The organism is Acidovorax sp. GW101-11A03 (genome assembly GCF_059424825.1).
This window is the reverse complement of record NZ_JBWKZU010000110.1, coordinates 1-8,251: the sequence shown is the minus strand read 5'-3', so window position 1 is coordinate 8,251 and position 8,251 is coordinate 1. Positions and strand designations below refer to the sequence as shown.

7 protein-coding genes are annotated in these 8,251 nt (G+C 64.3%); 6 read left to right on the top strand and 1 reads right to left on the bottom strand.

Annotation, left to right across the window (positions count from 1 at the left end; translation table 11 throughout):
• The 3 genes from sbcB to AC07Z7_RS24440 form a co-directional block, all read left to right on the top strand.
• Positions 1–1,416 (top strand): exodeoxyribonuclease I (gene sbcB / locus AC07Z7_RS24450; RefSeq protein ID WP_494767954.1); only part of this gene is annotated, 1,416 nt, incomplete at its 5' end.
• Positions 1,417–1,648: 232 nt separating this feature from the next.
• A complete protein-coding gene (locus tag AC07Z7_RS24445; protein ID WP_494767953.1) occupies positions 1,649–2,896 on the top strand; it encodes a cystathionine gamma-synthase family protein in 1,248 nt (415 codons plus the stop codon).
• A 43-nt stretch (positions 2,897–2,939) separates the two neighbouring features.
• Positions 2,940–4,283, top strand: a complete 1,344-nt coding sequence (locus AC07Z7_RS24440; RefSeq protein ID WP_494767952.1) for a protein kinase domain-containing protein — start codon at positions 2,940–2,942, stop codon at positions 4,281–4,283.
• 103 nt (positions 4,284–4,386) lie between these two features.
• On the opposite strand, the gene AC07Z7_RS24435 is transcribed toward AC07Z7_RS24440, so the two are convergent.
• Positions 4,387–5,307 carry a hypothetical protein gene (locus AC07Z7_RS24435; RefSeq protein ID WP_494767951.1) on the bottom strand — a complete coding sequence of 307 codons (921 nt, stop codon included), beginning with the start codon at positions 5,305–5,307 and terminating at the stop codon, positions 4,387–4,389.
• A 391-nt stretch (positions 5,308–5,698) separates the two neighbouring features.
• Here AC07Z7_RS24435 and AC07Z7_RS24430 point away from each other — a divergent pair, with 391 nt between their 5' ends.
• From AC07Z7_RS24430 to AC07Z7_RS24420, 3 genes are all read left to right on the top strand, one after another.
• Positions 5,699–6,205, top strand: coding sequence for a DUF2753 family protein (locus AC07Z7_RS24430; RefSeq protein ID WP_494767950.1), 507 nt, complete (start codon positions 5,699–5,701; stop codon positions 6,203–6,205).
• 126 nt (positions 6,206–6,331) lie between these two features.
• Entirely contained in the window at positions 6,332–6,955 is a 624-nt protein-coding gene (locus tag AC07Z7_RS24425) for a superoxide dismutase (RefSeq protein ID WP_494767949.1), read from the top strand.
• A gap of 199 nt (positions 6,956–7,154) precedes the next feature.
• Positions 7,155–7,973, top strand: a complete 819-nt coding sequence (locus AC07Z7_RS24420) for a ZIP family metal transporter (protein ID WP_494767955.1) — start codon at positions 7,155–7,157, stop codon at positions 7,971–7,973.
• Positions 7,974–8,251 lie beyond the last annotated feature (278 nt).

Sequence of the window (8,251 nt, the reverse complement as noted above, 5' to 3'; positions counted from 1 at the left end):
TACGAAACCTTCGGGGCCAACACGCGCCGCGACCGCCCCGCGCAGTTCGCCGCCATCCGCACCGATGCCGACCTCAACGAGATCGGTGAGCCGCTGATGATCTACTGCCAGCCGGCCAACGACTACCTGCCCGACCCACAGTCCTGCCTCATCACCGGCATCACCCCCCAGCTCTGCCTGGAAAAAGGCCTGCCCGAGCGCGAGTTTGCCAACCGCATCGAGGCCGAGTTTGCCCAGCCCGGCACCATCGGCGTGGGCTACAACACCATCCGGTTTGATGACGAGATCACGCGCTTCATGTTCTGGCGCAACCTCATCGACCCCTATGCGCGCGAATGGCAAAACCAGTGTGGCCGGTGGGATTTGCTGGACGTGGTGCGCATGACCTACGCGCTGCGGCCCGACGGCATCCAGTGGCCGAAAAAGGAAGACGGCGCGCCCAGCTTCAAGCTCGAACACCTCTCCAAAGCCAACGGCCTGTTGCACGAAGCCGCGCACGATGCGCTGTCGGACGTGCGCGCCACCATTGCCCTCGCGCGCCTCATCCGTCAGCACAACACCAAGCTGTTTGACTTTGCGCTGAGCCTGCACAAGAAGGACCGCGTGGCCGCCGAGCTGCGCCTGCCCGCCACTACCATCACCGCGCGGCCGTTTTTGCATGTGTCGGGCATGTTCCCGGTGGAGCGCGGCTGCCTGGGCGTGATGTGGCCGCTGGCCAGCCACCCCACCAACAAGAATGAGCTGATCGCCTGGGACCTGGCCCACGACCCGCGCGAGCTGGCCGCGCTGAACGTGGACGACATCCGCCTGCGCATGTTCACCCGCACGGCCGACCTGCCCGAAGGCGTCACGCGCCTGCCCATCAAGACCATCCACCTCAACAAGTCGCCCATGGTGGTGGGCAATGTGAACACCCTCACGCCCGCGCTGGCGCAGCGCTGGGGCATTGACCTGGCCCAGGCCGCGCAGCACGCCGAGGTGGCGCGCAGTCTGCCCGACATGAGCGGCATCTGGCCCGCCGTGTTTGCCCGGCCGCAAGAGCCCGCGCCCGATGTGGACCAGGACCTGTATGGCGGCTTTGTAGGCAACAACGACCGGCGCTATTTGAACGACCTGCGCAGCATGTCGGGCGCCAAACTGGCCACCGCCCGCACGGGCTTTGACGACCCGCGCCTGACCGAGCTGGTCTGGCGCTACCGGGCGCGCAACTTTCCGCAAACCCTCACCCCCGAAGAGCAGCAGCGCTGGGAGGCGCACCGCGCCGCCTGCCTGTTTGACGGGCAGGGCGGGGCGCGCACGGTGGAGCAGCTGTTCACCGAAATCGACGAACTCTCGGAGACCGCCGACGACGAGCGCACGCAGGACATCCTGGGGGCCTTGTACGATTACGCCGAACACATTGCTCCGGAGCGGTAGCTCCTCTCACAGCGGTCCGCGTTCAAAGACATCAATCCGCTCACGCTGAGCTTGTCGAAGCGCCGCGCAAGGCTTCGACAAGCTCAGCCCGAACGGTTTTAATTGATTGAACGTGAATCCGTATGAGGGGCTGCACGCTTTTCCCTGATGGGGGCGGTGGCATCAGGGCGCGCCAGCGCTGATCGCCCGCCTTGCACGCCGACCCGCCGAAACAAAACAGCCGCAGATTTTTATGACGACACCGCAGAACCAAAGCTTCACCACCCAGATCGTGCATGCCGACCGCCTGGGTGGCGCCGAGCAGGGCGCCATCCACCAGCCCATCCACACCTCGGTGCAGTACGGCTACGAGAAGGTCGAAGACCTGATCGCCGTCTTCCAGGGCACGGCCAAGGGCGGCTTCAACTACGCGCGCCAGGGCACGCCCACCACGGCGGCGCTGGAGGCCAAGATCACCAAGATGGAGCGCGGCCACGGCACCATCGTTTTCTCCACCGGCATGGCGGGCATCTGCGCCGTGTTCCTTACGCTGCTCAAGGCGGGCGACCACCTGGTGGCCAGCCAGTTTGTGTTTGGCAACACCAACAGCGTGCTGGGCACGCTGGCCGACCTGGGCGTTGAAGTGACCACGGTGGACGTGACGGACGCCGCCAACGTGGCCGCCGCGCTGCGCCCCAACACCCGCATGGTGTTTGTCGAAACCATTGCCAACCCCGGCACCCAGATCCCCGACCTGGAAGGCATTGGCGCGCTGTGCCAGCAGCGGGGCGTGCTGTATGTGGTGGACAACACCGTGGCCTCGCCCTACCTGTTCCGCGCCGCCACGGTGGGCGCGGGGCTGGTGGTCAACTCGCTCACCAAAAGCATCGGCGGCTTGGGCGATGCGCTGGGCGGCGCCATCACCGACACGGGGCTGTACGACTGGTCGCGCTACCCCAACATCTTTGCTGCCTACCGCAAGGGCGACGCCAAGGGCTGGGGCCTGCAGCAGCTGCGCAAAAAGGGCCTGCGCGACATGGGTGGCACGCTGTCGTCCCACGCCGCCCACCAACTGGCCCTGGGCGCCGAAACCCTGGCCCTGCGCATGGACCGCACCAGCGCCACGGCCCTGGCGCTGGCGCAGTGGCTGGAGGCGCACCCGGCCATCGCGCGCGTGCACTACCCCCTGCTGCCCTCGCACCCGCAGCACGCCTTTGCCAAAAAGCACCTCAAGGCAGGCTCGTGGCTCATGTCGTTCGAGCTGCGCAACCCCGACCAATGCCTGCCCGTGTGCAACCGCCTGCAGCTGCCCATCAAGGCCACGGGACTGGCCGACACGCGCACACTCATCATCCCGGTGGCCCACACCATCTTCTGGGAGGCCGGCCCCGCCGTGCGCGCCACCATGGGCATTGCCGACAGCATGATCCGCCTGTCGGTGGGCCTGGAAGAGGCGGAAGACCTGCTGGCCGATTTTGAGCAGGCGCTTGCCGGAGCCTGACGACCCGCCGCCTTCACTGCCCACCCTTACCGGGAGCCCCGCCATGGCCACAGCCACCTCCGCACCGCCCGCCAACATCGGCAAGTACCGCATCGAGCGCGAACTGGGGCGGGGGGCCAGTGGCATTGTTTACCTGGGGCTCGACGGCTTCCGGGGCCGCAAGGTCGCCATCAAGCAGACCCACGCCCACCTGCTCAAGGTGCCCGAGCAAGCCGAACGCTACCGCAAGCTGCTGCGCAATGAGGCCGCGCTGTCGGGCCGCCTGCGCCACCCCAACATCGTGCGCCTGCTCGACGCCGACGAAGAGGCTCTGCCCCCGTACCTGGTGCTCGAATACGTGGACGGCCAGCCCCTTTCGGACTTTGCCACGCCCGATGCGCTGCTGCCCATGCCCCAGGTGCTCGACATCGCCTTCAAATGCTGCAACGCGCTGGACTACGCCTGCCGCGAAGGCCTGGTGCACCGCGACATCAAGCCCGCCAACCTCATGCTGGCGCGCGACGGGGATGTGAAGCTGACCGACTTTGGCGCCGCCCTGTCATTGCGCAGCGACGCCACCCAGCTGTCGGGCCTGGTGGGCTCGCCCTCTTACATGTCGCCCGAACAGGTGCGCGAGCACGACCTCACCCACCACAGCGACATGTTCTCGCTGGCCGTGGTGGTGTACGAGCTGCTCACCGGCCGCCGCCCGTTTGACGGCGACACCGACTTCGCCACCCTCTACAAGATCAGCCACGAAGCCCCCACACCCCCCAGCCTGCTGCGCGCGTCGCTGCCACCGCATGTGGATGAGGTGCTGCTGCGCGCCCTGGCCAAAGACCCCGCCGACCGCTTTGCCACCTGGCCCGACTTTGCCCAGGCCCTGCTCGCCGCCCACCGGGGCCTGCCCCGCCAGCGCTCACAAGACACCGAGGCCGAACGCTTTGCCCGCCTGCGTGCACTGCCGTTTTTTGCCGATTTTCACGACGTGGCCCTGTGGGAACTGATGCGCCTGGGCAGCTGGCGCCGCCTGGAGCAGGGCACCGTGCTCATGCGCGAGAACACGCCGGGCGACTCGTTCTGCATCCTCATCGAAGGCCAGATCGCCATCAGCCGCCAGGGCTGGAACCTCAGCACCCTGGGCCCCGGCGTGACGTTGGGCGAGATGACCTACCTGCGTCCCGACAACAAGATGCGCACCGCCACCGCCGTGGCCGAAACCGAGGTGCTGGTCCTCAAAGTGCGCAACCCCGCACTGCGCGAGGCGTCGGAAGATTTGCAGTCGCGGTTTGACAAGGCCTTTATCAAACTGCTGGTGGGGCGGCTGATTGCGACCAATGAGCAACTGGCCGAGTGGGAACTGGTGGCTGCGCCGGGTGGGGGGATGCAGGAGGGGGTGGGGGATTGAGAGAGCAGCCAGTAGCTCCTGTCGAACGTTGTGCAGTTGGTGAAAGCGAGTTGTCAACGTTGGAAATCAGCGGCGCCGGTACGGCGTCCGCTGGATTGATGGGTTATGCATTCTCATACAGCAAATGGGCATATTTCTGAGGAAGCACAGCAAACTCTCCCCAGCCAAGATGCTCGATGCAGAGACCAACACCACTGACAGTGACTTTCCCATACATCAGTACGATTTTTCCTTTTGAGTCGTTGTCGATTCCATGTTCTTGGCTGTCTTCGTCAATCGCCTTCAGACAAAAATCAGCACACTCGTTGTTTCGTCTGTACTCAAGCATTGTTTGGCGGATGTTTTTCGGCGTTTTGCCACAGTTCCAAGAATTCGTTACTTTCCCAAAGTACAGTTTTGGATCGTCACACGTTGCCGTAACGGTATTAACGTTAACCAGTAGGTCTTGCAGAATTCTTGCATTGCCTTGATGTGGCAGGCAGAAATAGCGGTGCAGATTTTTGTCAAAATTTCGACAGAGGCCTCTGATTGTCGTGATCCGACTAGGTAGTTTGAATTCGTCTCCGTCGTGCCGGCCAATGGGGACTTCCGAGACTCCACCGTCTTGATCTTCAATTGGGTCGCCTTGATATTCTATTGGACCATTAATATCCAGAGGCAGCGGTTTTGCCTTCATGAAGCCTTTTACGATAACAAGCTCCTCATTCTCAATCGCTTGTTTTGCCTGCTCTTCATTATCGAATTTTTTACCCTCAGCCTTCTTTACGCGAAGACTGCAGTCTGGAGTGTGTTTTCGGCTGTGCGCATAAAAAGCTTTTCGACCGGCGCTGTCGTACTCCTTGTCTTCAGGCGATCGGAATAATCCAACACAACACTCCGGGCAGAAAATGGCTCCCTTCATGTCAGCGGTGTATTCCGTAGTTGTCACTTTAATTGCGTGTTTACGCAAGTGTTTTTTATCGCCGATGTCGTAGTTCCAGTTTTCCAAGTGCAGCGCGAATTTTATGCGGTTAGAGTCTTCCAAAATTAATCACCCTGTGAGCTGTGTTAAATGCATAACGTAATTTTTCAACAAAAACTGCGGGATATTACTGGTACTTATTTCTCCTGGAGGCGGCTTACAGCCTGGGTTTGCACGCCTTGCACTGCTCAAACGTCCAGATATAAAAATTCCGTGAAACTTTGCGGGGTTTGGTTACGCAAACTATAGCTTGCGAACAGGCCGGGCCAGGCCCTCCAAGGGCTCGTTGCAGACTGTGGATCCCGTGCAGTCTCCCAATTTGTATGCCAAACCACAAAGCCCAGGCACGCACCTCCCATACCTGGTAGACATTGCAAATGCAAATCGTTATCATTTGATCGCCTGAGTACGCTACACCCCGTCCACCGCAAAAGGCTCCTCCAGGAGTTTTGCGATGGACCTGATGGGCACCCCCACCCACCCCCACACCCCTGACTGCGCCGCTGCCTCCACAGGCCTGCCGCCAGTTCCTGCCACCTTGCCCCAGTGGGAGCGCGCCATGCAGCGCGCCCGCGCCGCCGGGCAGATGGGCCAGATGGCCATGGCGCTGGCGTTTGAGCAGCAGGCACTGGCACTGGCGTTGCGCCTAGTGCAGCAAACGCCCCCGGCGGGGCGTGAGGACGATTGCATTGCGGCCCTGGTGGTGTCGCACCTGAATGTGGCCGATTTGCAGGTGCAGGCGGCCGAGCCCGATGCGGCGGCGCGTTTGCTGGGCCGGGCCCATGGGCTGCTGCAGAGCCTGGTGGCGGATGGCCGGTGTGGCGCCGCGCTGCGCCAGGCGGCGTGGCGGCATGGGCGCGAAACGCATGCTGCCTTGCTGGCCCATGTGCGTTGCCATGGCCCCCATCCCGCCATTGCCCAGGCGCTGGCCGGGGGTGGGCTGGCTGGGCGGTCGTCCTGACGGCGACGCGGCCACACCTTGCCGCTGTGGCCCGACTGGCGTTGTTGCTCTTTCTCCCCGCACCGGCCTGCGCCGCTCGCGCCGGCTGTTGTCCTTTCTTCCTCCTCTTAACCCGACTGAAAAACCATGCCTTACACGCTGCCCGCCTTGCCCTATGCCTATGACGCGCTGGAGCCGCACATCGACGCGCGCACGATGGAGATTCACCATTCCAAGCACCACCAGACCTACATCAACAACCTGAACGCCGCGCTGGAGGGCACGCCCCATGCCGATCTGCCCATTGACGAGCTGGTGGCGCGGCTGGTGCTGCTGCCCGAAAACCTGCAGGGTGCCGTGCGCAACAACGGTGGCGGGCATGCCAACCACAGCCTGTTCTGGAGCGTGATGTCGCCCCAGGGGGGTGGGGAGCCAGAGGGCGAGCTGGCGCGTGCCATCGATACCGACCTGGGCGGTTTTGCCGCGTTCAAGGATGCGTTCACCAAGGCGGCGCTCATGCGGTTTGGCAGTGGCTGGGCCTGGCTGTGTGTGGGCGCGGCGGGCCAGTTGGTGGTGGAGAGCACCGGCAACCAGGACAGCCCGCTGATGGCGGGGGCGATGTCGGGCAACACGCCCATCCTGGGGCTGGATGTGTGGGAGCACGCCTATTACCTGCAGTACCAGAACCGCCGCCCTGAGTACATCGCTGCGTTCTACAACGTGATCGACTGGGCCGAGGTGGCCCGCCGCTTTGCACTCGCGCGGGCGTGACCGCCTTGCACAGCGATTCCTGTTCCTAGACCCACCTGTTGCCCACACCGGAGCCGCCGCCATGCAGATGCCGCCCACTTCGCCCGACACCGCCTTGGAATCCCCTGCGCTCACCGCTGAAGGTGTGACCCCGCCCGCAGGGCGCGCCGTGGCTTTGCGCTGGCGGCAGTGGCTGGGCCTGGGCATTGTGTTGCTGGGCATGGTGGCCGCCGCTGCCCAGGCGTGGCAGTGGATGGCCAGCCAGCCCACGGTCGAGGCGGCGTGGTGGGGCGGGCTGGTGGCCGCGCTGGCCACCGCTTTGGGCACGCTGCCGGTGCTGTTGTCGCAGCGCCTGTCCGAGCGCGCGCAGGACACTCTGTTTGGCTTTGGCGCGGGCGTGATGCTGGCGGCCTGCGCGTTCTCGCTGATCATCCCGGGCATCCATGCGGCGCGCGGGGCAGGGGCGGGCGCCTGGGGGGCGGGCGCCACGGTGGGCGGGGCCATCCTGCTGGGGGCGCTGGTGCTGCTGTGGATGGAGCGCCTGCTGCCGCACGAGCATTTCATCAAGGGCGTGGAGGGCGCCCCGGCGTCGCGCACGCTGCAGCGCACTTGGCTGTTTGTGTTTGCGATTGCGCTGCACAACCTGCCCGAGGGGCTGGCCATTGGCGTGGCGCATGCGGGCGGCGACCCGCTGCGGGCCAACGCGCTGGCCACCGGCATCGCCATCCAGGATGTGCCCGAGGGCCTGGTGGTGGCCATGGCGCTGCTGGCGGCGGGCTACCGGCGCGCGCTGGCGGTGGGGCTGGGCATGGCATCGGGCCTGGTCGAGCCCCTGGGCGCCGTGCTGGGGGCGGCTGTCGTCAGCGCATCGGCCAGCCTGTTGCCCTGGGGGCTGGGGTTTGCGGCCGGGGCCATGCTGTTTGTGATCAGCCACGAGATCATCCCCGAGTCGCACCGCAAGGGCCACGAGGCCTGGGCCACCGGCGGGCTGATGGTGGGGTTTGTGGTGATGATGCTGCTGGATACAGCGCTGGGTTGAGTTGATTGCTATGTATTTAATAGCTATCGGGGCATGATGGTCGCGCGCAAGGGCCTGTTTTGGCTTGAAATTTTCTGTCAACAAGAACCGTTCGGGCTGAGCCTGCCTGCGCCTCGCGCGGCGCTTCGACAGGCTCAGCGTGAACGGTTTGTATTTTTGAACGCATACCGTTATCAGCGCCCGGGACGCCGGTGGCCGATGGCAGGCGCTCAGTGCGCCACGGTTTCCAGCAGCAATTCGTCGATGGGGGCGGGGCGGCCCAGGGCGTATCCCTGGGC